Raw genomic sequence first — 25,517 nt, 5'->3', positions numbered from 1 at the left:
CATGACCAAGCTGCACCGTTCCCTCTGGTTTTACCTCAGCTGGTTCATCGTGAGCTACACGGTGGTACAGGTGGCGGCGACCCTGTTGGTCTTCCAATACGGCATCAAACAGGCAGGCAATATGTTCATCGAGCTTGGCCTGCCGGTGATCCTGACTAGCTTGATCTTTGTGCGCAACGAGCACAAGGCACCAACCGGGGCGACTTATTGGGGGCTATTCGTTGGCTCCCTTGCAGCCAGCCTCCCCATCTCCATGACAGTGCGCAGTTACCTGCTAGCGGGTGAGGGCTCTGTTGCTCCCGCCAGCCCGTTTCCCACGTTTGCTGGGGATGAGATGGGATTGTTCTTCATCATCGATCTGGTGATCCGCGCACTGGCCTTTGGCATCGGTTACGGCTTTTTTGCGCGATTGCTGAGTGATGCACAAAACCGCTCGAAAGAGCCAAACTAACCCCTCCTGATCCTATCAAATCCTGAAAAGTCACGGCTGGTGGAACTGTCCTCCGGCCTGCTTTGCTGTGCTTGCCTATGAGAATTTTTGCATAAATCTCATTTGCTTTGCTCTTGCTAACACGAGTTAGCAAGTGTAGTTAGCAAAGGAGAAGAACAATCGCGAGTCGAAAAGGGAGGCCGCGTATGAAACAGACATGTTACGCTGGCATTGATGTCGGTTCTGCAAGCGCACGCGTCGGGCTCTTCAATGAAAAGGGCGAGAGGCTGGCCTTTGCGGTGCGGCCCATCAAGCAGTTTCATGGTCGGGCCAACTTCGTCGAACAGTCTTCATCAGACATTTGGCAACAGATCTGCGCCGCCATGAAGGAGGCGATAGCCACCGCTGGCGTTTCTGCTGATGAAATCCGATCGCTGGGCGTGGATGCCACCTGTTCGCTGGTCGCAGTCGGGCAGGGTGGTAGCCCGGTCTCCGTCTCTGAAAACGGAGAGGCCGATCAGGACATCATCATGTGGATGGACCATCGCGCCGCAGAAGAAACCGCCCAAATCAACGCCACCGGAGATGAGGCGCTCAAATATGTCGGCGGTGAAGTTTCCATTGAAATGGAACTGCCCAAGATCCTCTGGCTTAAGAACCATTATCCGGACCGCTATGAGCGCACCGTGCGTTTCTTTGATCTGGCAGACTATCTGGTCTGGCGAGCAACGGGCGTGGACATTGCCAGCACCTGCACGCTGACCTGCAAATGGAACTATCTGGCCCATGAAGGCCGCTTTGCTGAAGACATGCTGCAAGCCGTCGGCCTGCACGATCTGCCGGAAAAAGTGCCGGAGAAAGTGTTGGACTTAGGCGCATCCGCTGGAGGTCTGACTGAACAAGCGGCTAAGGATCTCGGTGTCAACGCTGGCACACCGGTTGCAGCTGGCATCATTGATGCCCATGCAGGTGGTCTGGCACTTATTGGAGCGGAGCCGGATGGCGGGCTTGCCATCATCAGTGGCACCTCCAACTGCCATATGATTGTCAATGAAAAGCCCGTCATGGTGCCAGGCGTATGGGGTCCATACTGGGGCGCCATGCTGCCGGGCTATTGGCTGGGCGAGGGCGGACAAAGTGCTGCTGGCTCTCTGGTGGAATGGACCATCCAGCAGTCTGATGCCTACGATGAACTCAAAGCCGAAGCCGCCAAGCAGGGGCTGCACGAGATCGCGCTTCTCAATAATTGGGTGCTGGATCTAGAAGCACGGGAAGCAAGCCCGACCAGTAACCTTCATGTGCTTTCTGACCATCACGGCAACCGCTCACCACGCGCCAATCCGCATGCAAAGGGCGTTGTCTCTGGCCTGACGCTGGAAACAGGCCGGGATGCTCTGGCACGCCTCTATCTGGCAACGCTTCAGGCCATTGCCTACGGCACGCGCCATATCATTGAGGAAATGACGAAGGCGGGGCACAGCATCACCAAGCTGTTCATGTGCGGCGGGGCCACTAAAAACCCGCTCTGGCTCAGAGAATACGCCAACATCACTGGGCGAGAAATTCAGCTGGCGGAAGAAGAAGATGCCGTCACGCTGGGCGCGGCCATTCTGGGCGCTGTGGCCTGTGGTGATTTCAAGGACATTCCATCAGCCAGCGCGAAGCTGGTGCGTGTTGGCGGGCTCATCAAACCAGAAGGCAGCACTGCTCAGTTCCACGCCGCCAAATATCAGGTCTACCTCAATCTTTACGACAACCATCAGCACCATAAGGCGCTCATGGAAAAAGCAATTTAAGTATCAAAACAAGTTCAGGAGGACACCACGTGCTCAACCTGCCTCAGGCCCCAGCGCCTATCTCCGTAGCAGACAAGGAAATCCTTGTCGTCACCAATGCAGACCTGCGCGAAAGTGCCAACGTCACCTGTTGGCCAACCTATGAGGACTATGCGCAGCGGCTGGAAAAAGAGCTGACCGCGCAAGGCTTCAAGATGAAACGCGCCCATGAGTATGATGCAGCGCGCGGTCACGGCTTCATCTCTTCGCAAAAAGAAGGCTCTGAGCTGTTTGCGAAGATCGATCCGGAAGCTCCACTCATCGTGCTGCTCACCGCATGGCAATACTCGCACCATATCGCGCCATCCCTTGCCAAGCACAAAGGTCCAATCCTGCTGCTCGCCAACTTTGATGGCACATGGCCGGGGCTGGTGGGCATGCTCTGTATGGCTGGGTCTCTCACCAGTCTGGGTGTTGAGTATTCCCGTCTCTGGTCTCAGACCTTTGAAGATGACTTCTTCAAATCTGGTCTGGCCACATGGCTGAAAGACGGTGAGCTCAGCCACGACACCTCTTATCTGCAGGATGTCGCCGCAAACCATGCCCTCCTGCAAACACCAGCAGGGCAGGCCGGTCAGCAGGTTGGCGAGTACATCCTCAAAAACAAAGCAATCCTTGGCCTGTTCGACACCTTCTGCATGGGCATGATGAACGGCTATTTTCCGGTCAAAGCCCTCACAGACATCGGTATGCCGCTGGAAAGCCTCTCTCAGTCGGCCCTTCTGGTGGAAATGGAGAAGGTGCCTCAGTCCCTGCGTGAAGACTGCCTCAAGTTCTATGAGGACCGTGGCATGACCTTTATGTTCGGCAGTGATGATGCGACCGAACTCACCCGCGAGCAGGTGCTGGAACAGTGCGCCATGATGATCGCCATGGCCCGCTTCACCACCCGCTTTGGCCTGTCCGCTGTGGGTGTCCAGTATCAGCAGGGCCTGAAAGACAGCTGCGCAGCCTCTGACTTCGCTGAGGGCGCCATCGGGTCCACCGAGCGCTTCCCGATCCCGGATGAAGATGGCTCCATCATCTGGGAAGGTAAGCCAATCCCATGCATCAACGAAGTGGATATGGGCACTGCCATTCCGCAGACCATGATGTGGCGCCTGCTGGACGCCATGGGCCTACCTGCTGAAACCACTCTGCATGATGTGCGTTGGGGCAGCGAGTATGAAGGCACCTTCTATTGGGACTTCGAAATCTCCGGCTCCGTACCGTTTGAGCATCTCAAAGGTGGCCTTGCAGGGGCAACAGGCTATCGCCAGCCAGCCATGTATTTCCCGAAAGGCGGGTCCAGCATCGCAGGCCAGTGTAAGGCGGGGGCTTTCCTCTGGGCGCGCGCGCATTATGAGGGCACGCAAGTCATCATGCACATCGGCACCGGCCATGCGGTTGAACTGCCGGAAGATGAGTTCGAGCGTCGCCGCAAGGCAACCACCTATGAGTGGCCGCTGATGAACTGCACGCTTGATGGTGTGGGCCGTGATGATCTGATGGCAGGGCACCAGTCCAACCACATCACCGTGGCTTATGTGCCGGAAGATAAACTGCAGGATGTGCTGCAGGCCTTCGTGGCTCAGGCGCTCACGCAGGGCATCAACGTCAAAATCGCAGGCTCTGCGAAAGATCTGCTTTAAACCCAGCAAAACAGAGTTTGAGCATCCCGTGGTGCTCAAACTCACGCAAAAGCTGCGGGATATCCACGGACACCACCCCGTACCTGCCATATTCTGCTTGGCAATTTGAGGAAGGCTGACTACCACTCGACAGTTAAGCGTACCTACAAAAATCAGGGCGAGAAAGCACGCAATGGCCAAAAAGCCAGATGAAATTGCAAAGGCGCTGGGCGTCTCCATCACCACAGTGCGATTGGTGCTGGGCGGCAAGGCGGAAAAATACCGCATCAGCAAAGCCACCCAAGCCCGCATTCGTGAGTATGTGGAAGAGCATGGTGTCAAATTTGATCTGACGGCCCGCAGCCTCAAGCTCAAACGCACCAACACCTTCGGCCTGATCATTCCGCGCTTAGCCAACCCGTTCTTCGCCAAGCTTTCCGAAGAACTGGAGCACCGCTGCCGCGAAACCGGCTATCAGCTCATCATCAGCTGTTCCAACTCCGATGAGGAGACGGAAAAGGAACTGGCCAGCGGCCTTGTTCAGCGCAATGTGGATGGCCTGTTCGTGGTGTCCTCCACCTCTGGCAGCCAGCAGCATCTGGGCAAAACCATCTCCAAACCAATGGTGTTTCTGGACCGTGACTACGGCAACACCGATGCGCCCATCATCACCTCCAGCAACTTTGAGGGCGCCAAAGACCTCGCCGCCGCCATTGCCAAACACGCAGACGGAGAGCCGGTCTACTTCCTTATTGGTGGCAGCAATCAGCCAACCATCACTGAGCGTGCCCGCGGCTATCTGGAAGTCATGCCGCAAAATGCTGAGAACGACTGGACCCTGCAATCTGCCCGCAACCGCACACAGGATGGTGAGCAGATGATGCTGGAGCTCTGGGAAAAGCTCGGCAAAGCCCCGCAATACCTGATGGTGTCCTCCCTGCCTGTTCTGGAAGGCGCATTAGCCGTTCTGCGCGAAAAGCTGGGCCACATTCCACCCCAGCTACGTCTGGCCACCTTTGATGACAACAAGATGCTGTCCTTCCTGCCCAACGAGATCTGGTCGGTCAAACAGAACGAGGCAGAATGGGCCGAAGCGGCGCTGGAAGCCATGACCCAGACCATGAGCAGCGAGCAGGCCCACAGCAAAACCATCGCCACCCGCCTGATCCACCGACCCAAAGATCAGTAATCCGTCACTATTTGTGGCGGAAATGCGGCGGGGAATTATCCCTCTGAAAACCATAGAACCGGAAGAAGCTGCTCTTTCCGCTGCGTAACCGTTATATTCCTTAGGTATGTAGTGCAGGCAAATGCGCTAGTCTGCCTGCGGCTATGGTACTCTTTGGAGACGAACTCGGGCTTATCCCTGAAACGCACACCAGATTTCGGCTTATGGATACGCGCGAAAACGAACAGTTAGAGCATCATCGGATGCCCTGACCAGCTGGGAGCATGTAGATGGACACTATTGGGCCAATCCAAAATCGCGTAAGTCGTTTCTTCATTGATGTCGACGACCGAAATTGGGAGTCCGTCGAAGGTGTCATGACCAGCCGCGTACATCTGGATTACTCCTCCTTCGGGGCAGGGGAACCCGTGGATCTGACACCAGCTGAAATCACAACAGCCTGGAAAGAGCTGCTGCCCGGTTTCGACCAGACCCACCACCAGATCGGCAATCCGCTCATTGAATCCAAAGAGCAAAAAGCCAACGTCAAAGTCCACGCCACTGCCACCCATTTCATTGATGGCGCTGAGGGCGGTGATCTCTGGGTGGTCTATGGCACCTACAACATCGCACTGGTGCATGAAGGCGGCACGTGGAAGATCAGCCGCATCCAGTTCAACTTCAAGTTCCAGGACGGCAACATGGATCTGCCCGTCATCGCGCAGTCCCGCGCTGACGCGAAAGCTAAAGCCGAGTAACAGGCAAACCGCAGGCACCAATTAGCTCTGGGCGAATGCCCGCAAGCCGCCTATAAATGCAGGGATGTTTTCGCCGGTACCGGCTCAGCAGGATCTGCATATGCTTTTGAATGCTCTTTCCAAATGCGTGCTCAGCGCTGCACTTCTCATGGTGACCCTGAGCGCTGGCCCGTCTCTGGCGCAGGACAAATCCAGCAAATCGGAAAAGTTCTTCCCCGGCATCATCGGTGAAGATAACCGCGAGATCATCGACAGCTGGGATAAGCCGTGGAATGCCATTGGCCGCGTCAACGTCGCCGGGTTCCGCTCGCGCTCCATGTGCTCCGGCACCCTGATCTCCGACCGTATGGTCATCACCGCCGCCCATTGCCTTTACAACGCGCGCACCGGCAAAGCTCATGTGCCGTCGAAAATCAATTTCGTGGCAGGCGTGCGCCGCGATAAGTTCATCGCCCACACCACCGCCGCCTGCACTCATCTGCTGGATGGCTACACCTTCACCAACCGCCCCACGCTAAAACACGCCGCAGCCGATGTGGGGGTGATCATCCTCTCCAAACCGCTGGATGTGCCGCCCATGCCGGTGATCAGCAAAGCGCCGGAAGTGACGCAGAACCTTGACCTTACCAGCGCCGGATACGCCAGAGACCGCCCATTCCTGCTCGCCGCAGATAAAAACTGCAAGCTCTACAAAGACCGCGGCAACCTCTGGCTCACCAGCTGCGACACCAACTACGGCGGCTCAGGCGGCCCAGTTATGGTGGAAGAAAACGGCCAACTCAAACTCACCGGCATCATGGTCGCCTCCGCCCAAAACAAATTCTCCATCGCCGTCCCAAAGAACGTCTGGGCCCACTTGCTTGAGAAAACCACCTGCGAGGGAAACTAGGCCGCAACCCGCTCCGCCAAATATCGCTCCCGCACCTCGATGATACAGCGCTGTCTCGAGGACTGACTTACCTCATGCGGGGCGAAGTCGGATTCGACGGCGTCCAGAAAGTCCACGGTTTGCCGCAGCAGTCCAAGGTGCTCTTTTGAGAACTGGTGAGGCTGAGCCTCTGTCATCTTCTCAATAAACCGCACGCCAGCTTGCTTCTGGAAGATCGTGTCCGGCTGGCCGTCACGGGTGCAGATGCCATAGGTGCCATTGAGAAAGTGGCCCCAGGTACGCTCTTCCAGATCGCCATCAAATGCAGCCATCACATCAGGATGCAGCGCGTGCAGGCGCGCGCCCAGCTCTCCGGCAAGAAACGCCTCCTTGGCACTGCGGAAACGGGAGAGAAAGAACGCCTTGGCCGCTTGCTCCTGTGTCAGGCCAAAGCATTGCAGATCCTCAAACCAGCGCCGATGGCTCTTCAGGTGAAAGCGGTAAAGCTCCCGTTCCTGATACTGCCCGAAGAAGGAGACACACAGCGAGCTGTTGGTGAACAGATAGGAGGCAGCAGGCATCACCCGCCGCTCCAGCAGGCTCTGCCAGTCAGATGAAGAAAGGCCAAGCAAATCAAGGAACACCTGTTCCTCGTAAAACTCTGAGTAAAGATAGTTGAGCAGCACGTTACGCTCCTGAAGCTTGAGATGGAAAACCCACCTCAAGCTCTAACCCACTTCACTTAAGCGATGTTTCGATAGAGATCGAACTAACTTACCCCGCCCGAACCTGGCTCAAAAACGCCTGCATGGCATCCTGCATCTGATCCGAGCGCTCTGACAGGTTAGCGATGGAGTTGTGAATCTCCTCCGAAAGCTCGCCCGTTTTGCCCGCAGACACCTTCACCGTATTGATCGCCCGTGCAATTGCCGCAGTCCCATCCGCCGCGCTGGAGATGTTCTCCGCAATGCTGTTGGTTGCTGTGGCTTGCTGATCGGCAGCAGACGCCATCGCCGTGGTATGTTCACGGAAGGAGTTCACCAGCGCCGTCAGCTCATCTGTCGCGGAGATGGAAGCATCCACCACACTGCGCATTTCCTGTATCTGCGCTTCAATCTCATCGGTGGCGGACCCAGTCTGCTGCGCCAGTGCCTTTACTTCAGAAGCCACCACCGCAAACCCTTTGCCTGCTTCCCCGGCACGGGCCGCCTCAATGGTTGCGTTCAGTGCTAGCAGGTTGGTCTGGTCGGAAATGGCATGGATCAGGTCTGTCACCTCACCAATACGTGCGACAACACCCTGCAATCGGCCAACGGCTGCGTTGGTCTGCTCCACCTGAGCGGCAGCGTTCTGTGCCACATCTGAGCTGGTGGAAACCTGTCCGTTGATCTCATTGATAGAGGCAGAAAGCTCCTCTGTCGCGCCCGCAACGCCCTGCATATTGCGGCTGGCTTCTTCAGAAGATACGGAGGCAATCTCAGATTCCTCGGTGGTCTGTGCAGCAATCTCTGCAAGGCTGCTGGCAGTGGCATCCAGCTGTGTGGTGGAGCTGCGGATATCCGTCGAAATCGCCAGAACAGAGCCTTCCAGATCGCAAGCCAACCGGTCCAGTTCCCCACGGCGCTTTGCTTCTGCCGCCTCGCGTGCCTGCTTGCGCTGAGCCTCAAACTCCTGAGACTTCTGAAGCTCTTCTTTGAACACACCCAAAGCCTTGGAAAGCGCGCCGATCTCATCACCGCGGGCAGTATGGCTAATGGCAACATCCAGCTGCCCCTGTGCCAAAGCATGAGTGGTATCCGTCAGCTGTTTCATAGGCTTGGAGATCAACGCATAATTCAGATAGCCCATCAGCAACGCTGCAAGGGCAACAGCCACAGCACCAATGAGAGAAACCGATTGGAGGATTTGCAGGTCATGCTCCTGCGATCCGGTCAAAATCTCCCGGCGTATCTTCAGCTCTTTGACGATCGCCTCAAAACCAAGCTCAATCTCCTCCAGCAGCAATGCACTGGTGCCGTCCATCTCCATTTCGCGGGCAACATCATGAGTTGCTTCATCGGCCATCAGCATGATCTGCGTGTTGGTGTAAGCATCCATCCATGATTGCCAGGCGCTCAGCAGCTCTGTCATAGAGGTGGCTTCAAGTTGCAGGGCATCTACATCTGCCCCAATCTCATCAAAGATCCTTGGAATGAGCTCCGCATCATGCTCCAGCTTCTCGGCCCAGTGCTTCTGGCCCGTCAGCAAATAGTTCTTCAGAGAGATTGCCTGATCCAGAACCAGAATTTCCAGCTCTTCGAGTTCTGTCTGGATAGTGTGGAAGTGAGCAACCTCAACAGCGTCCCGGCTGACACGCAAAGATGAGAAATAGGAGAGGCTGCTGATGAGAAGGCCAACCACAGCAAGAACGCCAAAGGCAGCAACACCCTTGCTGGAAACAGACAAATTGCGCAACATAATTGATCTCGTCAAATATGAATAATATATATCAATTGTATGAAGCTTCTGATTTTAAATATGGAATCAGTAAATTCATGCAAAATCGTTTTTTCAGCCTCCAGTTAATGCAACGTAAAGATGCAAGAGTTTTGAGCAATTAAAATATCTCAGGTATTTGTTTTGCGCATTTGCAGGGTAGCCATGCCTTGCGGAAAAAGTTCAGGGAAGGGCTGGCATTGCGCAGGCACATTCTGTAAGACCCAATCCGACAAAAGTTTCAGCAGATTTTGCGCCTGCACGATGTCCTTCAAAAGCTCCGGAAATTTTCGGACCGGAGTTTGCCGGAAAGGACACTCAGACCTGCGCGTCAGATGGATACCCTCAAATCTGCGGTACATAGAATATGCAGGGGTTTGCCTGCAAAAGGAGGCTCTATGAGCACAGCAGGCACACAGGCCTATGAGGCACGCCGCACCTTCGCGATTATTTCTCACCCGGATGCGGGTAAAACCACACTGACTGAGAAGCTGCTTCTGGGTGGTGGCGCGATCCGTGCTGCGGGTCAGGTCCGCGCCCGTGGTGAACGCCGTCGTGCCCGTTCTGACTGGATGAAGATTGAACAGGAACGCGGCATCTCCGTTTCAAGTTCCGTGATGACCTTCGAGCGCAACGGCATCATCTATAATCTGCTTGATACACCGGGCCACGAAGACTTCTCTGAAGACACCTACCGCACGCTGACAGCGGTGGACGCTGCGATCATGGTTATCGATGCTGCAAAAGGTATCGAGAGCCAGACCCGCAAGCTCTTTGAGGTTTGCCGTCTGCGCGATATTCCAATCATCACCTTCGTCAACAAGATCGACCGTGAAGGCCGCCACGCACTGGAAATCCTCGACGAGATTCAGGAAGCGCTGGCGCTGGACGTCACCCCGATGAGCTGGCCAGTAGGCATGGGCTCCGACTTCTTCGGCGTTTACGATCACATCGGCAACCGCTTCTTCACCTCTACTGAGGGCCGTGGCGGTCCGCTCGACACCATCAAAGACGTGAAGGGCCTCGAAGACCCTGAGCTGGTGGGTGAGCTGTTCGACAACATCCGCGAAGAGCTGGAAGAAAACGTAGAACTCGGCGGCGCAGGCTACTCCGAGTTTGATCAGGAAAGCTTCTTGGAAGGTCACCTGACACCTGTCTTCTTTGGTTCCGCTCTGCGTGATTATGGTATCGACCAGATCCTCGATTTCATCGCAGCCCACGCACCGTCTCCGCACTCTCAGCCAGCAACCGGTGGCCGTACCATCAAGCCGGAAGAAAACAAGGTCACTGGCTTTGTGTTCAAAGTTCAGGCGAACATGGACCCGAAACACCGCGACCGCATCGCATTCGTACGCCTATGCTCCGGCACCTTTAAGCGCGGCATGAAGCTGAAGCATGTGCGCGCAGGCAAGCCAATCACCGTGTCCGCACCAATCTTCTTCTTCGCAGAAGAGCGTGAGATTGCGGAAAAAGCCTATCCGGGCGACGTGATCGGCGTGCCAAACCACGGCCAGCTGCGTGTGGGTGATACCCTCTCTGAGGGCGAAGAAATCCACGTCACCGGCCTGCCAGCGTTCGCGCCGGAAATCCTGCGCCGCGTCCGCCTGACAGACACCATGCGCGTCAAACAGATGCGCCGTGGTCTGGAAGATCTGGCAGAAGAGGGTCTGGTCCAGATCTTCAAACCAGCCATCGGCACCAACTGGATCGTCGGCGTTGTCGGCGTGCTCCAGCTGGACGTTGTGGTGGATCGCCTGAAAGCAGAATATCAGACCGAGATTGGCTTTGAGCCAGTCATGTACAACACTGCCCGCTGGGCAGAGTGCACAGACCCGCTCAAGCTGGACAAGTTCCTTGAGACCAACCGCGCACACGTGGCGCTGGACCGGGACGATAAGCCTGTTTACCTCTTCAAGAATGCTTGGGAAGTAAGCTATGTGGGCGAGAAAAACCCGGACATCAGTTTCCGCGAAACCCGCGAAATCGTGCACACTTCTTAAAGGCAGATCAGTCTCATGAAAGACCCGGCTCTCGATACGCTTCTTCTGCCTTTTGAAAACGGCAGCCTCAACTTCTTTGAAGACGGCAGTGCAGACCAGAAAGCTCTTTTCCTGCGCGCCCGCATGGGCTTTGCCATGAATGCCATGGACAAGGCCCGCGTGGTCTGCCAGCAGACGTTCGCCGCAGACAAAGACAATCTGGAACGTGCAGGCTTCACTGTCACACCAGAAGCCTCCGGCACCTATCCGCTGGTTATGGTCCTGCCTCCACGCCAGCGTGATGAGGCCCGTGCCCTCATGGCACAGGCCGTCAAAAGTGCGGGTGAGGGCGGTATCGTCATCGCCGCCGTCTCCAACACCGAAGGCGCAAAGACGGCTGAAAGCGATCTGACCAAACTAGCAGGCAACGCTGGCAAGCTCTCCAAAAACAAATGCCGCGTGTTCTGGGCAGAAGTCTCTGCAGACACCATCAACCAGCAACTGCTGGAAGAGTGGAGCCAGCTGGACGCCCCGCGTGAAATCCTCGATGGCCGTTTCATGAGCCGTCCTGGTGTGTTCGCATGGGACCACATCGACAAAGCCTCCCAGCTTCTGGTCAAAACCCTGCCGGACCGCCTTCCGGGCCGCGGCGCCGATCTGGGCGCTGGCTTTGGCTACCTGACCTCTGAAGTGGTCAAGGTGAACAAAGTCAAAGCAGTGGACCTGTATGAAGCTGAAAAGCGCGCGCTGGATCTGGCTGAAACCAACCTGAAGGGCAAGACAGGTGAAGTCGCCGTCGACTTTATCTGGCAGGACGTCACCAAGGGCCTCAACCGCGCGTATGATTTCATCGTCATGAACCCGCCATTCCACGCCGGTGGCAAGCAGGATCGTGCCGACATCGGACAGGGCTTCATCAAAGCCGCAGCCAAAGCCCTGCGCCCGTCCGGCCACCTCTGGCTGGTCGCCAACCGCCATTTGCCATATGAGGCAACGCTGGACAAAGTCTTCGCCTCCTACGAGATCATGGCAGATCAGGGCGGCTACAAGGTCATCCGGGCCATCAAGGCAAACAAGTAAGGCGGTGAAAGTTGATCTGCGTGGATGTTTGAGATGAGCTTTAACTCAAGAATGCTCCACGCAGTCTCGTCATCCCCGACTTGATCGGGGATCCAGAATTCAATCAGGAGTGCAGCGCACAGCCTGATGATCTTTCATAAATCGTCTTTGAAGGATGAAACGAGCATGAGACTTGTGAAGCTATTGGCAAATCTGGGATACGGCAGCCGCAAAGAAATGCAGGCCGCCATCCGCAATGGTTGGATCACCGATAAAGACGGGAACGCGATCAAAGCCGACAGCAAGCTGCCTCATGAAGAGATCCTGTTTGATGACGAACCGCTGGACCCGCCAGAAGGCTCCGTTATCCTGCTCAACAAGCCCCTCGGATATACCTGCTCCATGAAAGATCGCGGGCGGTTGGTCTTCGACCTGCTGCCGGATCGCTACCGTGTCCGCAAGCCCGCTCTGTCCTTCGTGGGCAGACTGGACAAGGACACCACCGGCCTGCTGCTGTTCACCGATGACGGCAAGCTGCTGCACCGGATCATCTCGCCCAAGGCAGATGTTGCAAAGATCTACGAGGTTGAACTCGACCGCCCCATGACTGGCGGCGAAGGCGACCTGTTTGCCTCCGGTGAAATGATGCTGGAAAACGAGACCAACCCGCTCAAACCAGCAGAACTGGAAGTCCTTTCCGAGACCTCAGCGCGCCTCACCCTCCACGAAGGCCGCTACCACCAGGTCCGCCGCATGTTCGCCGCCACCGGCAACCACGTCACCAACCTCCACCGAGCCCAGCTCGGCGGCCTCACACTGGAAGGCGTGGAAGAAGGCACCTGGAAGCTCCTCGCACAGGAAGAGATCGCGAAGATCTTTGGTTAGTCGCAAACATCACCGCCCAGCCTTCTCGCGCACCATGTCCAGATGCGCCAGAAACTTCTCCTCATAGGCCCAGGTGGAAAGCAGGTTGCCCAGCACCTTCTGGTTCGGTGTGCGCAGGCAGACCATGTAGAGCTGCGTGTCTAGCGCCGCCATCCACACCAGCGGAAACCACAGCAGCCAGCAGCTCATCTCGGCCAGCAGATAGCCCTCTGACTGGCCGTAGACCCAACTCGTAACCCAGTAGATCCCCACAGCATAAGCAAACGTCAGTGCCGTCATCAGCACGCCAGCCAGCAACCCCAGATACAGCCCCTTGCGCGCCCATAGCAGCAGGGACAGGTAGAAGCCCCACATCCTGCACAGGGTCAGGAGGCGATAGAACAACAGGCGCCTGAATATCCAGCCGAAGACCATGAACCTCTCGCGAACCAGCCAACACCACCGGAACCTAAGGCCACGCCTCTTAACCCAGCGATAAACCTCAGGCGCAACTTGCGCACAACCGGCTTACGAAAGCGGCCGTACCGGAATGCAGATCACCACTTCATGTGGTCCCATCTCACCAGTCATGGAAGGGTACAGCTGGAAGCAGGGGATGTTCTCCGGCTCGTATCCGCTCAGAGGCAACCAGTCGCCGAACATATATTCCCACGCCGCCTGTGACTGATCATGGGTGATCACGAAGTGACCGCAGGCATAACGCCCGCCGCCAACCATCATCTTGCCCACTTCACCTTCCACATCCGCTGGCCCGCGCAAGGTCAGGCAGGAGCTGAAGCGCATAAGCTCCGCATCAGTCACCTGCGGATCATCGTGGAACAGACACATCATCTCCGCCCCATGCGCCAGCCCCCGCGGCCCGGCCCACGCCATCAGCGTGCCGAAGGCTTCTCCAAATATCTCGGGCCGCTCCTGAAAGTTGCCGGTGCGCCGCACATAAGCCACCGTGCGTGGCTCCAGCTTGCCCACTTCCACCTTGTCCGCCACCAAGCTGGACCGGGGCCGCTCCAGAACCATGGTCTCATTGGCCCGCGCCTCTACCGAGGCCGTCGCATCCCGTCGCCATTGGCTGGCAGGCATGCCAAACCGCGCCTGAAACGAGCGCGCAAAGGTGGAAGGGGAGGCAAAGCCCATATCCAGCGCAGCATCCGTAATGGAAATCGACGGGTTCTGCTTCAGCCGCCGCGCCGCCTTTTCAACCCGCAGGCGACTGGTGAACTGGTTCACCGTCTCCCCGGTCATAGCTCGGAAAATGCGGTGAAAATGATAGGGAGAAAAGCAGGCCGCATCCGCAATCTGCGCAAGAGAAAGCTCCTCGCAGATGTTGCGCTCAATATAATCCATCGCCCGGTTGATCCGCTGCGTATAGATATTCTTCTGCAAAGCCTCATGCCGCATAACCAGCCTCCCATACCTGATGAAAACCTACAGCATTCCCTGTAAAAGCACAGGCAGTTTTTAGGGCCGGACCAATGGAAATACACGGCGAAAACAAACAGTAATACATAAAGGGCACAGCTCGCTTGGGAAGGAAAAAGCCCCACCACCCTAGGCCATGCCTCATCCATGGGCTTTGCAAATCTTGCTATGTTTGCATCCCACATGCAGCATCAACAGATGCTGGCCTGCGAATGCCACAACAGCACCGCAGACCAGCAGGGCACCCTTGGCGAGATGCGGGGTGTAAGTGCGTTTCACCTCAGGTACCAAAGCGTGTGACACGCGTGTATCAAACGCTTAAGCACAGTGATCCTGCACGAGACCTGCGCGATGGTCAGCCCATCACGATGAACACATGATCACTAAAAAAGCCGATTGCCTGAGAGTGTCAGGAACCGGCTTTATCTGGAAACGGCACTGTTGTGCTTTTGGGCTGCGGATGAGCGACCTGCTCCCGAGCGTACTCCTGAAAACTGCTGACAGCGTTCGAGGAGGAGTACGCCTCAAATATATGTCCGCAGCTTTTTTGAAGCGCTTCCAGCCGGTCGCGGAAGGCATAGTGCAAAGTGAACAAAGCATCCCGCTCACAGCTGTCCTGCATCCGCTCGCTCAGCAACAGCTGTTGCATATAGGCAAGGTTCTGCAAATCAGATGCAGCGACGATCACTTCGTCAATTTCATTTTGGAAAGTATTTGTGGCGCGACATGCGCAGGCGGAACTGGTCATTTCAATGCCCCTTGTATACGGCAGTTGAAGGACCGCGCGTCAGACGGGCTTGTGACGGCCCACTGGCGAGCGGGAGGTTCACAACCTGATACAAGGCAGGCAGGTTTATTCCTTCCCGAAGGAAGTGTTGTATTCACCGTCCTCCCGCTCATAGCAAAGGGTTTGCGCACTTCCAGAAAAAAGGCACAAAAAATCCGCTAGTTACGGGAGCGGTTACCGCTTGTATAGAGGTTGTGAAGCCTCACACATGAATGTGGAATGAAACACCCAACTTGTCAAATCGGCACTTCTGCCAAGGGTGTGGATTGGTGGAAGGCAGGGAGCATTTCAACTGGAGATTGGCAAAGCAGTACCCTCCCTCCGGCGTCATCCCGGCCCCCGAGCCGGGATCCATAACCACAAATGTTTTGTTACACATCAAAATTACAAGCATTCTTGGTCTTTGGCCTTAAAACAAAAAGCGATTAGCTGAGCGAGAAAATCATGATAGCGCTACTATAAGTTGCTATTGTGTGTCGGAATTTTGGGATTACGCTTTTGAGGAAAGTATGACCAAGCATACGTTTTTTGTTACCAGTAAGCTAAAAGATCGGAAAATTGCGTCACTTATGACAGCGCTTCAGGAGTTATTAGGCGGAAGTTCTGTATCTTTTAAAGGGCACAACCTATCTCTTAGTCTTGAAGCCATTGAAAAATCAAACACATATATAATTTCACAAGCTACGCTGACATTTCAAACAAGCCATCAAGCAGCTATCATTGAGTTTCGAAGGGGGCGGACTTGTCCTCCAACAAACATTCAGGGCAGGTATGTGCAAAACTTGGATCTTCGTGAAGGATCTGCCTTTCAGGATGAAATAATATTTCACGGAGATGGGGGGCTTTCCGAAGAGAACTATGTTTCTGTGGTTAAATTAATCACATCACAGACAAAGTTGATTACGACACCAGAAGTAGATGGCAAATCCAATGTTGCTGCTGAAGTTCTGATAGCAGAAATTACAGCGCTGACTGATGCTCAAAAGAGCATGATTGCTGCAAATGATGATTTGCGCATTAAAAATGAAGAAGCTTTTAGTGCTCGTCTGAAGAAGCTTGAAGATGAAACAGAAGTTCAAAGACACAAAATTTCAGAGGAGAGAGATAGGCTCACGTTTGAGTTTCAGGAGCGTGAGAAAGAAATCGATCAAAGACTAAAAGAGCTTGATGATCGAGATCATATGCATGTTCGTCGAGACCTTCGCGAAAAGATTACAAATGATATAGGTGAGCGAGTTCGCAGCTCACTGGTTCCTCCTAAAACAAATACTCTTGGATGGTTGGTGCTATTTCTTGCCTTTGGGTGTGCTGCAGCTTCAGGGTACTTTGCTTATTTGAGCTATAATGCATTAATGTTGGTATCTGGCTGGGATTTATCGCTTTCAACGAACTCAACTTCGGTTAGTGCATCTACGGCAGTAGTTACCTCCACACACATGTATTTAATGATAGCCCGTACAAGCATTGCATCGATCGCTACGCTTGGTTTCTTGGTTTATGCTCTTAGTTGGCTTCGCGGGATGTATCAACGTAATCTTCAGTTGAGCAATGACCTTCAGCAGTATGCATTGGACATTAACCGTGCGAGCTGGACTATCGAAACAATCATGGAAATGAAAACTAAAGAAGAACATGCACTACCTGAACAATGGATCGAAGGAGCATGTCGTGGTCTATTCGAAAAACAGAGTACTACTGCAACAGAACCAACTGCAATGGACGCACTAGGAGCACTTCTAAACGTGACTGGCCGCTTAGAAATGGGGCCTGAAGGCAACAAGCTTGAGCTTGATAAAACTGGCTTGAAGAAGGCTGTGAAGCAAGGTCAACCTTAAGTCGTTTGTTGTTTTTGCAAGCATGTTTGGGTCCCGGCTCGGAGGCCGGGATGACGTCGGTGGGGAGGGCGCGCGCCAGAGCGTCATTGACTGGTAATACCATGGCGTGGTGGTGAGGTGATGTGGTTGTCAACTTCCCCAATGCCGTCATCCCGCACAAGCGCAGCGCGATGCGGGACCCAGAGTGGCCCGGCAGCGCCTCTGTGCATTATTGCGTCCCATGCTTTCCAATGTGAATGCAGCATCGGCTGGTGATTGAGCTAACTCCGTGTTCGCGGCCCTAGGTCCCGGCTCGGGGGCCGGGATGACGTCGGAGGAGGGCGCGCGGATGATGTCGTTGGGGATGTTGCGTTGGAGCGGAGATGGCTGGCGACGTCATGGCGTAGTGGTGAGGTGATGCGTTTACGGCTCCCCTCATGCCGTCATCCCGCACAAGCGTAGCGCGATGCGGGATCTAGGGTGGCACGGTGGAGCCTCTCTGCTTTATTACGTTCCCACGTCTCTCGATGTGAGTGCAGCATCGGCTGGTGATTAAGCTGCGTTTGTGTTTGCGGCCCTAGATCCCGGCTCGGGGGCCGGGATGACGTCAGAGGAGGGCGCGCGGATGACGTCGGCGGGGAGGTGGCGTTGCTGCGGAGATGGTTGGTGACGTCATGGTGTGGTGGTGATGTACGTAGTGGTGAGGTGATTTGTTTACGGCTCCCCTTCTGCCGTCATCCCGCACAAGCGCAGCGCGATGCGGGACCTAGGGTGGCACGGTAACGCCTCTCTGCTTTATTGCGTTCCCACGCTCTTCAATGTGAGTGTGGCATCGGTTGGTGATTAAGCTGCTTCAGTGTTTGCGGCGCTGGGTCCCGGCTCGGGGGCCGGGATGACATCGGAGGAGGGCGCGTGGATGATGTTGGTGGGGAGGTGATGTCTGAGGAGGCGGCGCGCTAGGGTGTCATGACACTGGCGAAAGACGTGGTTCCACCTCCGCTCTACACACCACGACCTCCCAAAAACCATGGGTCAGCGGTCCTTCTGGATTTCCCATTTTTTAGCAGTCATTTGCGAAAATTAGTCGTAAATCACAAAGAAACTGGGGCTACCGGTGCGGTCGAAGCGGTTGAAGGATCTGTTTAATCATCGGGTTGAAGTGTTTCTCTTCAGCCAGATGATGCTCATGTTCGGGTCATTGATCCTGCCGGGGCAGACGCTGGAAGCCCATGTGTTCAGCGCGTTTTACATTTTCAACATCGCCACCGGTATGCTGATCACGCTGAAGAAGACGCAGTTCTTTCGGCTGGTGGCAGTCCTGCTGGGCTGCTCGCTGGTACTGGCGTTTCTGGATACGCCCATCTTCCCGACAATTGATCCGTTGGTTCCGCAAATCGCCATCTACTTTGCCTTTCATGCGGTGGTCGCCATCGTACTGATTGACGAAATGCTGGTCACACAGGAAGAAAACTACCGGGTCGTTCTGGGCGTGCTCAGCGGCTACATCTCCATTGGCATGGTCTCGTTCTTTCTCTTTATACTTATAGAGCACATGCACCCGGGCTCCTTCAAAGGACTGCCCATTGAAAACATAGAGACCCGCTCGCAGGAAGAAGCGCTCATGTACGCCGCCTTCATCACCCTGATGACCATCGGCTACGGCGACATCGTGCCCTTAACGCCCATCGCCCGGAAAGCAGCCATGATTGTTGGTCTGGCAGGCCAGTTCTACATGGTCGTGCTCACCGCCATCATTGTCGGCAAGTTCCTGAAGTTCAGACAGCCGCGCAAGAAAGATTGAACTGCCGGACACCACCACAAAACAGCGCCTGTGGCCTCTTCGAGAATAGCGCCTGCTGCCTCTTCAAGAATAAAGAGTGAAAGCGACCCATCTGATCCTGATTAAAGCTGAACGGGTTTCATCGGCAGTTATTAAGCGCAGCCTGTTTTAATTGCCGGGAAACACCTGAGCCAACCGGAAGGTCGCCCATGCCAATGTTCTCCATGGACAATATGCGCAAGCTGAAGAAGTTCAATTCTTTGGCCACCGGGAAATCATGGAAGATGTTTATCGCCTTCAACGCGGAGGCCATGTCTGACGGTGCGATTTCCAAAAAGAACAAGCAGCTCATTTCCCTCGCCGCCGCGCTCACCACCCAGTGCCCGTATTGCATCGAGATCCACCGCGAGAACGCCAAGGTCTGCGGCGCAACCGATGCAGAGCTCGCCGAAGTGGTTTTCATCGCTGCCGCCATCCGCGCCAGCAGTGCTATCACCCACGGTACGCACCTGATTGACCACGACGAGTAAGGGCCGCGCAGGGGGATAAGGACTGTTTGGTACCAAGTGACCAATTCGGGAAAAACGCAGAAAATCCCTAAAGAACGCAAATGAACGCACAAAACAACGCAAAGCAAAAAAGGCTCCGGATCGCTCCGAAGCCTTTTCAAATACTCTAGTGATTAGAGAGAGTTAGCCCTCGTCGGCCAGCATCTCCAGCTCCAGCCACTCTTCTTCCAGCGCGCCAAGCTCCTCCTGAAACTTCCCAATCGCATTCGTCACTTTATGAAAACGATCCGGATTGGCGGAAAACAGGTTCGGGTCTTCTAACTCCTTCTGAGCCTTAGCAATTTTCGCTTCCAGCTTTTCCATCTCACCCGGAATGGCTTTCAGGCGGTGCGCCTGCGTGAAGTTGAGGCCAGATTTCTTATCCTCCTTCTTCGCAGCAGCAGGGGCAGGGGACTTATCCTCCTTCGCCGGCTTGTCGGCTTTGGCTGCTTTACGCGCTTGCACACCTTCACCGCGCTGGCGCACCATATCGGTGTAACCGCCCGCATACTCACCCCAATTGCCGCTCTCATCTTCCATAGTGATCACGCTGGTACAAATGCGATCCAGGAAGTCACGGTCGTGGCTCACCAGCAGAACAGTGCCGGGATAATCAGAAATCAGCTCCTGCAACAGATCCAGCGTTTCAAGGTCCAGATCGTTGGTCGGCTCATCGAGCACCATCAGGTTGGAAGGTGCAGCCAGCGCACGCGCCAGCAACAAGCGTCCTCGTTCCCCGCCAGAAAGCACACGCACAGGGGTGCGCGCTTGTTCCGGCTTAAACAGGAAGTCCTTGAGATAACTCATGACATGCTTGGAGGTGTCGCCCAGAATAACCATGTCCCCGCTGCCACCTGTCATAGCGTTGACGAGCGTGTCATTCGGGTCAAGCTTCTCGCGCTTCTGATCCAGTGTGATCATCTGCAGGTTGGCGCCAAGGCGCACAGTGCCCGTATCTGGAGCGAGCTCGCCGGTCAGCATTTTGAGCAAGGTGGTCTTGCCAGCACCGTTTGGCCCCACAAAGCCGATCCGGTCACCGCGCAAAATGCGGGTGGAGAAGTTCTTGACGATCGGGCGCTCTTCATAGGTCTTGCCGATGCCCTTGGCTTCAGAAACCAGCTTGCCGGAGATATCCCCCTCAGTGGCCGCCATCTTCACGGTGCCCTGCGGGCCTTTATGCTCCTTGCGCTTCTGACGCAGCTCAGCCAACTCCCGCACCCGGCGCATGTTCCGCTTACGACGCGCCGTCACGCCATAAACCATCCAATGCTCTTCCTGCCGGATCTTCTCGTTCAGTCTTGCTTGCTCTTTTTCTTCCTCTTCAAAAACCTTGTCCCGCCACTCTTCAAACTTGGCAAACCTCTGGTCCATACGGCGAGAGATACCCCTGTCGATCCAGTAGGTTACGCGAGACAGGTTTTCCAGAAAACGACGGTCGTGCGAGATCAGAACAATGGCAGATTTCATCTGCTTCAGCTCAGATTCCAGCCATTCAATCACAGGAAGGTCCAGATGGTTGGTCGGCTCGTCCAGCAGCAAAATGTCCGGTTCCGGCGCCAACGCCCGCGCAATCGCCGCCCGTTTTGCCTCACCACCAGAAAGCGTCGCCGGATCTTCATCCCCGGTCAGGCCCAAAATCTCCAATAAGTATTTTGCCCGGTATTGATCATCGCCCGGTGCCAGTCCACCTTCAGCGTAGGCAAGCACTGTTGGATACCCCGAAAGGTCAGGCTCTTGCGGCAGGTAGCGAATTGTCCTCCCTGGCTGCAAAAAGTACTCCCCCTTATCCGGCTCTGTGAGCCCGGCGGCAATTTTCAGCAGTGTCGACTTGCCAGACCCGTTCCGACCAACTAAGCAGATCCGCTCGCCTTCCCCGACTTGCAGCTCTGCACCCGAAAGAAGAGGGGTCGTCCCAAAGTTAAGGTGTATGTCTCGCACATGAAGAAGCGGTGGTGCCATTAAGCCAGTCTTTCCAGATTCCTGAAGCAGCGCATTTCAACGCTAGGAGTAGATTTGTTGCTAGTGCTCTACCACAAATGAGCCGAGGTTAAAGTTTTTTGCCACGCCTGTGAAAAAATGGGGGCGACAAACCTCGAGCGTCATAGTGACGCGATTGGAAAAGATTCAGCAACGGAACTTGAAATAAAAGTTCGCATTTAAGCTAAGTTTAGAAATAATACTTCCATAAACGTTTATTATTCAAATAAGAGATTAAAATAATCTCCGATTGCGAGGAAATTTTGATCCCTCGACACTTGCTATAATAACGCAACAGTGAAATGTTGCTGCGAACTGCCAGTCTCCAAATCTGGCGGAATGTAACTTGAGGAGAGGGGAGATCTGTATGATCAAGTCCATTCGTATGTCAGCGCTAGCTGCAGCTCTTGTGGCTGCTACTTCGCTATCTGCTGCGGCTGAAACCGTTTACAACCGTGGTAACTCCGCTGACCCGGAAACTCTTGACCAGCATAAGACATCTACTACCTACGAAGCTCACATCCTGCGTGATCTTTACGAAGGTCTTGTTGCTTACAACGCGAAGGGCGAAATCATCCCTGGCGCGGCGGCAAGCTGGACTGTTTCTGACGATGGTCTGACATACACATTCAAGATGCGTGACGACGCGAAATGGTCAAACGGCGACCCAGTTCTTGCTGGTGACTTCGTTTACTCTCTGCGCCGCATCATGAACCCAATGACCGGTGCGAAATACGCAAACGTTCTCTACCCAATCCTGAATTCCGAAGCCGTTAATAAAGGCGACATGGAAGGTGAGAAGCTCGGCGTTAAAGCAATTGATGATAAGACTCTTGAAATCAAGCTGCACGCTCCAACTCCTTACTTCATCCAGCTTCTGGCGCACCAATCCGGTCTTCCAGTACACCCTGCATCCGTTGAGAAGTACGGTTCTGACTTCGTTAAGCCAGAAAACATCGTAACCAACGGCGCATTCGTACTGTCCAGCTTCGTTCCTAACGATGCAGTGACCGCAGTTAAGAACCCACACTTCCATGATGCAGCAAACGTTGCTCTGGACAAAGTTAAGTTCTACCCAACTGAAGACCGTGGTGCAGCTCTTCGTCGCTTCCAGGCTGGCGAACTGGATACCAACAACGACGCTCCACTGGAGCAGATCGAGTTCATCCGTAGTGAGCTGGGCGACCAGTTCAAAGTAGCGCCTTACCTGGGCACCTACTACTACGCGCTGAACCACGAATCCGAAGCTATGAAAGACCCTGATGTACGTCAGGCTCTGTCCATGGCAATCGACCGTGAATTCCTGGCAGAAGACATCTGGGGCGGCACCATGGTTGCTGCATACTCCCTCGTGCCTCCAGGAATCGACAACTACGGCGAACCAGCATACTCTTCCTGGGCAGAAACTGACCTGCTCGACCGTGAAGAAGAAGCTAAGAAAATTCTTGAGTCCAAAGGTTACAACGAGAGCAACCCTCTGAAGGTTGAAATCCGTTACAACACCTCTGAAAACCACAAGAACACTGCTGTTGCGATCGCAGACATGTGGAAGCCTCTTGGCGTTGAAGTGTCCATGCTGAACACTGACACCAAGACCCACTACGCACACCTGCGTGACCGTGGTGATTTCGACGTTGCTCGTGCAGGTTGGATCGGTGACTACTCCGACCCACAGAACTTCCTGTTCATGACCGAAAGCGACAACACCGGCTTCAACTACGCTCGCTATGAAAACCCTGAGTACGATGCACTCATGGACGAAGCAGCAGTAACTGTTGACCTTGAAAAGCGCGCAGAAATCCTGAAGAAAGCTGAAACTATCTTCATGCGTGACCTGCCATTCCTGCCTTTGATGTACTACGGCTCCAAGAACCTTGTTTCCGATAAGGTTTCTGGTTTCGAATCCAACCTGTTGGACGTGCATCCAAGCCGCTTCGTCAAGATTAACAAGTAATCTTTAACGCGACAGAAAATGCCAGTCATGCAGGATAGCTCATGGCTGGCATTTTTGTGAACTATCGGTAAATAAAAACGATAAACAACTGGAGAAGCAAGGCCCATGTTACGCTATGTCCTGAGCAGATTGCTCAGCGCGATACCGACCTTGTTCTTGATCATTACCATTTCCTTCTTCCTTATGCGCGTAGCGCCAGGTGGTCCGTTCGATCTGGAACGTCCGCTGGAAGCAAAGGTCATGGAGAACCTGAACAAGATTTACAATTTGGACAAACCTCTTTGGGAACAGTACCTCATTTATCTCAAGAGCGTATTGTCCGGTGATTTTGGTCCAAGTTTCTTCTTCCGAGATTTCTCGATCAATGAACTTTTCGCCCAAAGTCTTCCAATCTCCATGCAGCTCGGTCTTTCCGCACTGGCACTTGCCTTGGCTGTTGGTGGGTTTTTGGGGGTTATCGCAGCACTGCGCCAGAATAAAGGCGTCGACTACTCTGTGATGGCCGTTGCGACACTCGGGGTGACCATCCCGAACTTTGTTGTGGCACCAATTCTGACACTCATACTGGGTGTTCATTATGGCTGGCTTCCTGTTGGAGGCTGGGGCGGGGGCGCCTTCGTCAACATGGTTCTGCCTGTCGTAACACTGGCTCTTCCGCAGATTGCTGTTGTTGCACGCCTGACCCGTGGTTCCATGATCGAAGCACTGCGTTCCAACCACGTCCGTACTGCACGCGCCTATGGCCTGTCCGGATACACCGTCGTTGTCGTTCACGCTCTGCGTGGCGCGATCCTGCCGGTTGTGTCCTACCTCGGCCCTGCAGCAGCAGCTCTGCTGACTGGTTCCGTGGTTATCGAAACCATCTTCGGTATTCCGGGCATTGGACGTTACTTCGTACAGGGCGCTCTGAACCGTGACTACACACTCGTTATGGGTACCGTAGTGGTCGTCGCCTGTTTCGTCATTATCTTCAACCTCATCGTGGATCTGCTTTACGCAATGCTTGATCCTCGCGTGCGTTTTGACTGAGGACGTAGTTTATGAGTGTTACCTCCGACCAGCTGACAGAAGCCCCAAAAATGGGCCGCTCGCTGTGGGATGACGCCCGTGATCGTCTTCTCGCAAACAAAGCAGCAGTGACCTCTTTGATCGTGCTGGCAGTGATCACACTGCTGTCCATCATTGGCCCAATGCTGTCTCCGCACCCATATGATCAGGTTTACCGCGACTACGTGAAGACACCTGCAAGCCTGGAAGCTTATCCAAAGCAGGATGAGATCCAGCCAGCTTTTGAAAAGATCGTAAAGCGTGCTCGTATGACCATCGAAAGCTATGAGCTGACCGATGGCAAGGTGACTGCAACCGTAACATCCCGCCGTATGCTGGATGAACGGTACGCACGTTACTTCGACCGCTCTGACCTGTTCGAAAGCGCTGCAATCACCAACATCTCTGCTGACAAGAAGAGTGCGACTGTAACTGCTGATATTCAGTACATGCACTTCTACTTCGGCACCGATGCAAACGGTCGTGACATGCTCACCCGTACGTTGATTGCAGGTCGTGTGTCCCTGACCATCGGTCTGCTGGCAACCTTCGTTGCGATCAGCATCGGCGTGTTCTGGGGTGCGGCTTCCGGTTACTTCGGCGGCAAAGTCGATCTGGTGATGATGCGTGTGGTAGACATTCTCTACTCACTGCCATTCATCTTCTTCGTCATCATGCTTGTTGTGTTCTTTGGACGTAACTTCATCTTGATGTTCATCGCAGTAGGCGCGGTGGAATGGCTGGATATGGCGCGTATTGTTCGCGGTCAGACCCTGTCCATCAAACGTCAGGAATACGTTCAGGCAGCAGAAGCTATGGGTGTTGAAGGTGGCGGTATTCTGAAGCGTCACATCATTCCAAACACTCTTGGCCCAGTGGTTGTTTACATGACCCTGCTGGTACCAAAAGTGATCCTGCTGGAAAGCTTCCTGTCCTTCCTGGGCCTTGGTGTTCAGGAACCAATGACCTCTTGGGGTGTGTTGATCTCTGAAGGTGCGCGTAACCTGCAAGGTGCAGCATGGATGCTGGTGTTCCCGGCAATCTTCCTCACCTCCACATTGTTCGCGCTGAACTTCATCGGCGACGGTCTGCGCGATGCGCTTGACCCTAAGGATCGATAAGAG

General features: G+C 54.6%; 22 protein-coding genes. 15 read left to right on the top strand and 7 right to left on the bottom strand.

Going from position 1 to position 25,517, the window contains the following annotated elements:
- The first annotated feature begins 1 nt into the window (after window position 1).
- The 6 genes from PJE062_RS13265 (at window position 2) to PJE062_RS13240 (ending at window position 6,690) form a co-directional block, all read left to right on the top strand.
- Entirely contained in the window at window positions 2-451 is a 450-nt protein-coding gene (locus tag PJE062_RS13265) for an ABZJ_00895 family protein (protein ID WP_008549832.1), read from the top strand.
- A gap of 185 nt (window positions 452-636) precedes the next feature.
- On the top strand, window positions 637-2,226 hold the full coding sequence (locus PJE062_RS13260) for an FGGY-family carbohydrate kinase (RefSeq protein ID WP_008549655.1): 1,590 nt from the start codon (window positions 637-639) through the stop codon (window positions 2,224-2,226).
- 29 nt (window positions 2,227-2,255) lie between these two features.
- Complete coding sequence (locus PJE062_RS13255) at window positions 2,256-3,896, top strand: signal transduction protein (RefSeq protein ID WP_008549576.1); 1,641 nt, start codon at window positions 2,256-2,258, stop codon at window positions 3,894-3,896.
- Window positions 3,897-4,068: 172 nt separating this feature from the next.
- On the top strand, window positions 4,069-5,064 hold the full coding sequence (locus PJE062_RS13250) for a LacI family DNA-binding transcriptional regulator (protein WP_008549623.1): 996 nt from the start codon (window positions 4,069-4,071) through the stop codon (window positions 5,062-5,064).
- 269 nt (window positions 5,065-5,333) lie between these two features.
- Window positions 5,334-5,801 carry a nuclear transport factor 2 family protein gene (locus tag PJE062_RS13245; protein WP_083793253.1) on the top strand — a complete coding sequence of 156 codons (468 nt, stop codon included), beginning with the start codon at window positions 5,334-5,336 and terminating at the stop codon, window positions 5,799-5,801.
- 100 nt (window positions 5,802-5,901) lie between these two features.
- Entirely contained in the window at window positions 5,902-6,690 is a 789-nt protein-coding gene (locus tag PJE062_RS13240; RefSeq protein WP_198136862.1) for a serine protease, read from the top strand.
- Here PJE062_RS13240 and PJE062_RS13235 read toward each other — a convergent pair.
- Window positions 6,687-7,355 carry a DUF6058 family natural product biosynthesis protein gene (locus PJE062_RS13235; RefSeq protein WP_037036897.1) on the bottom strand — a complete coding sequence of 223 codons (669 nt, stop codon included), beginning with the start codon at window positions 7,353-7,355 and terminating at the stop codon, window positions 6,687-6,689. The two genes, PJE062_RS13240 and PJE062_RS13235, sit on opposite strands and share 4 nt — an antisense overlap.
- 88 nt (window positions 7,356-7,443) lie before the next feature.
- Window positions 7,444-9,126 carry a methyl-accepting chemotaxis protein gene (locus PJE062_RS13230; RefSeq protein WP_008549834.1) on the bottom strand — a complete coding sequence of 561 codons (1,683 nt, stop codon included), beginning with the start codon at window positions 9,124-9,126 and terminating at the stop codon, window positions 7,444-7,446.
- 416 nt (window positions 9,127-9,542) lie between these two features.
- Here PJE062_RS13230 and PJE062_RS13220 point away from each other — a divergent pair, with 416 nt between their 5' ends.
- From PJE062_RS13220 to PJE062_RS13210, 3 genes are all read left to right on the top strand, one after another.
- A complete protein-coding gene (locus PJE062_RS13220; protein ID WP_008549619.1) occupies window positions 9,543-11,144 on the top strand; it encodes a peptide chain release factor 3 in 1,602 nt (533 codons plus the stop codon).
- Between the two features lie 15 nt (window positions 11,145-11,159).
- A complete protein-coding gene (locus tag PJE062_RS13215; protein WP_008549741.1) occupies window positions 11,160-12,203 on the top strand; it encodes a class I SAM-dependent methyltransferase in 1,044 nt (347 codons plus the stop codon).
- A 165-nt stretch (window positions 12,204-12,368) separates the two neighbouring features.
- The gene (locus tag PJE062_RS13210) at window positions 12,369-13,067 is read left to right on the top strand and encodes a pseudouridine synthase (protein ID WP_008549867.1); all 699 of its coding nucleotides are present in this window, start codon (window positions 12,369-12,371) and stop codon (window positions 13,065-13,067) included.
- Window positions 13,068-13,076: 9 nt separating this feature from the next.
- Here the strand turns inward: PJE062_RS13210 and PJE062_RS13205 are convergent, their stop codons facing one another.
- The 3 genes from PJE062_RS13205 to PJE062_RS13195 form a co-directional block, all read right to left on the bottom strand.
- Window positions 13,077-13,481, bottom strand: coding sequence for a hypothetical protein (locus tag PJE062_RS13205; RefSeq protein ID WP_008549836.1), 405 nt, complete (start codon window positions 13,479-13,481; stop codon window positions 13,077-13,079).
- 93 nt (window positions 13,482-13,574) lie between these two features.
- Window positions 13,575-14,411: a GyrI-like domain-containing protein gene (locus tag PJE062_RS13200; protein WP_208982300.1), complete on the bottom strand. Its 837-nt coding sequence runs from the start codon at window positions 14,409-14,411 to the stop codon at window positions 13,575-13,577.
- Window positions 14,412-14,895: 484 nt separating this feature from the next.
- Window positions 14,896-15,234 carry a hypothetical protein gene (locus PJE062_RS13195; protein WP_008549762.1) on the bottom strand — a complete coding sequence of 113 codons (339 nt, stop codon included), beginning with the start codon at window positions 15,232-15,234 and terminating at the stop codon, window positions 14,896-14,898.
- A 548-nt stretch (window positions 15,235-15,782) separates the two neighbouring features.
- Between PJE062_RS13195 and PJE062_RS13190 the strand changes: the two genes are divergently transcribed.
- Window positions 15,783-17,108, top strand: coding sequence for a hypothetical protein (locus tag PJE062_RS13190; protein ID WP_008549547.1), 1,326 nt, complete (start codon window positions 15,783-15,785; stop codon window positions 17,106-17,108).
- A gap of 83 nt (window positions 17,109-17,191) precedes the next feature.
- On the opposite strand, the gene PJE062_RS26970 is transcribed toward PJE062_RS13190, so the two are convergent.
- Window positions 17,192-17,317: a hypothetical protein gene (locus PJE062_RS26970; RefSeq protein ID WP_256377930.1), complete on the bottom strand. Its 126-nt coding sequence runs from the start codon at window positions 17,315-17,317 to the stop codon at window positions 17,192-17,194.
- Window positions 17,318-18,201: 884 nt separating this feature from the next.
- On the opposite strand from PJE062_RS26970, the gene PJE062_RS26910 reads away from it, so the two are divergent.
- Window positions 18,202-18,888, top strand: coding sequence for a potassium channel family protein (locus PJE062_RS26910; protein WP_008549642.1), 687 nt, complete (start codon window positions 18,202-18,204; stop codon window positions 18,886-18,888).
- A 188-nt stretch (window positions 18,889-19,076) separates the two neighbouring features.
- Window positions 19,077-19,397, top strand: coding sequence for a carboxymuconolactone decarboxylase family protein (locus tag PJE062_RS13180; RefSeq protein WP_008549612.1), 321 nt, complete (start codon window positions 19,077-19,079; stop codon window positions 19,395-19,397).
- Window positions 19,398-19,559: 162 nt separating this feature from the next.
- On the opposite strand, the gene PJE062_RS13175 is transcribed toward PJE062_RS13180, so the two are convergent.
- Window positions 19,560-21,374, bottom strand: coding sequence for an ABC-F family ATP-binding cassette domain-containing protein (locus tag PJE062_RS13175; RefSeq protein ID WP_198136860.1), 1,815 nt, complete (start codon window positions 21,372-21,374; stop codon window positions 19,560-19,562).
- 385 nt (window positions 21,375-21,759) lie between these two features.
- Here PJE062_RS13175 and PJE062_RS13170 point away from each other — a divergent pair, with 385 nt between their 5' ends.
- The 3 genes from PJE062_RS13170 to PJE062_RS13160 all read left to right on the top strand — a co-directional run bounded on the left by PJE062_RS13170 (window position 21,760) and on the right by PJE062_RS13160 (window position 25,514).
- Complete coding sequence (locus PJE062_RS13170) at window positions 21,760-23,346, top strand: peptide ABC transporter substrate-binding protein (RefSeq protein ID WP_008549809.1); 1,587 nt, start codon at window positions 21,760-21,762, stop codon at window positions 23,344-23,346.
- 105 nt (window positions 23,347-23,451) lie between these two features.
- On the top strand, window positions 23,452-24,375 hold the full coding sequence (oppB, locus tag PJE062_RS13165; RefSeq protein WP_008549535.1) for an oligopeptide ABC transporter permease OppB: 924 nt from the start codon (window positions 23,452-23,454) through the stop codon (window positions 24,373-24,375).
- 11 nt (window positions 24,376-24,386) lie between these two features.
- Window positions 24,387-25,514: an ABC transporter permease subunit gene (locus PJE062_RS13160; protein WP_037036889.1), complete on the top strand. Its 1,128-nt coding sequence runs from the start codon at window positions 24,387-24,389 to the stop codon at window positions 25,512-25,514.
- Window positions 25,515-25,517: the final 3 nt, after the last annotated feature.

It is taken from the genome of Pseudovibrio sp. JE062 (assembly GCF_000156235.1).
GTDB lineage: Bacteria > Pseudomonadota > Alphaproteobacteria > Rhizobiales > Stappiaceae > Pseudovibrio.
Note: the sequence above shows the minus strand (reverse complement) of the source record. Positions and strands in the feature narration are given on the sequence as shown.